Raw genomic sequence first — 1,125 nt, forward strand, 5'->3', positions numbered from 1 at the left:
TCGGCCTGCCCGGTCTCGGCCTGCCCGGTCTCGGCCTGGAGCGGCAGGTCGGCCATCAGGCCGGCGGCGGCCTCGGCGTCACCTCGGTTGCCCGCCGTGACCACGGTAGCGGTGATGATCTCACTGTCAGGGTCTTCGGCGATGTGCCCCTTGTAGCCGTCGAACCCCCGCTGGACGGTCTTGTGCCCGTGCCGGGCCTCGGGATCCACCGTGGAGATCACCCGATCCCGGGCAACCTTGCGGGCGATCCGGAACACCCCGTCCCGGCCTTGCTCCAGGTCCTGGCCGAGCACGATCGCCAGCAGGCACCCGGCCTGTCTCACCTCTTCGGCCAGCTCGCGACCATCCAGCACGGTCAGCAACATATATCCATCACGCGCCCGTGAATCGATCAACGCTTCCCGCTCAGCCGCATCGGTCCAGTCGATGACCGGCTTGCCGAGGTCGGTGTAGGCGTCCCCGCTGGAGACCACCGCCCGCAGGTCGGCCCGCAGCACATGATCGGCCGCCCGCAGCAGGCCCCGGATCGCCGAGCGGATCAGCGTGATGGTGTCCTGGGTGGCCACCGCATCGTAGATCGGCACGGAGTCCAGCACCCGCTTGCGGCCCACCAGCCCGGCCTGGGCGGCAACCTCCACGGTCCGCTCGAAGATCCGCTCCGGCCGATCCGAGGCCGCCAACCTGGCGCGCATGTCCACCAGCACGGTGTGCACAAACCCCGGATGGTCGAAATCCAGCCCGCCGGCGGCGTACTTCCACCGAACATCGAAGGCGAACCGATCGACCGCCTCGCGATCTGACAGCCCTTCCAGTCGCTGCAGCACCATCACCACCGCCACGATCATCGGCGGTACCGACCGGCGGCCGTCCTCGGCAAACAAGTCGGCGAACATCTCATCCGGAAACAGACTCCGGCACTCACGGTGCAACACCGCGTAGATCGAGTTCGGCGCCAGCCGCCCCTCGCAGAAACCCACCGTGGAGGAGAGCAACCCCGGCTGCATCGGCGTCTGGCCCACTGCCATCGCTCAACCTCTCCCCGCTCCCGGCGACCAACAACATCGATCACCCTGGCATACGGAGAAAGGTCACCGCGAGATCGTCAGAAAAACACCAGTCACCTAG

Annotated in this window: 1 protein-coding gene; it reads right to left on the minus strand. The window is 67.6% G+C overall.

What is annotated here, in order from left to right; all coding sequences use genetic code 11:
• Window positions 1–1,025: transposase (locus tag ABZ911_RS43155; protein WP_358070530.1), on the minus strand; the 1,025-nt coding region annotated here is incomplete at its 3' end.
• Window positions 1,026–1,125: the final 100 nt, after the last annotated feature.

The organism is Nonomuraea sp. NPDC046570 (genome assembly GCF_040645915.1).
Lineage (GTDB): Bacteria > Actinomycetota > Actinomycetes > Streptosporangiales > Streptosporangiaceae > Nonomuraea.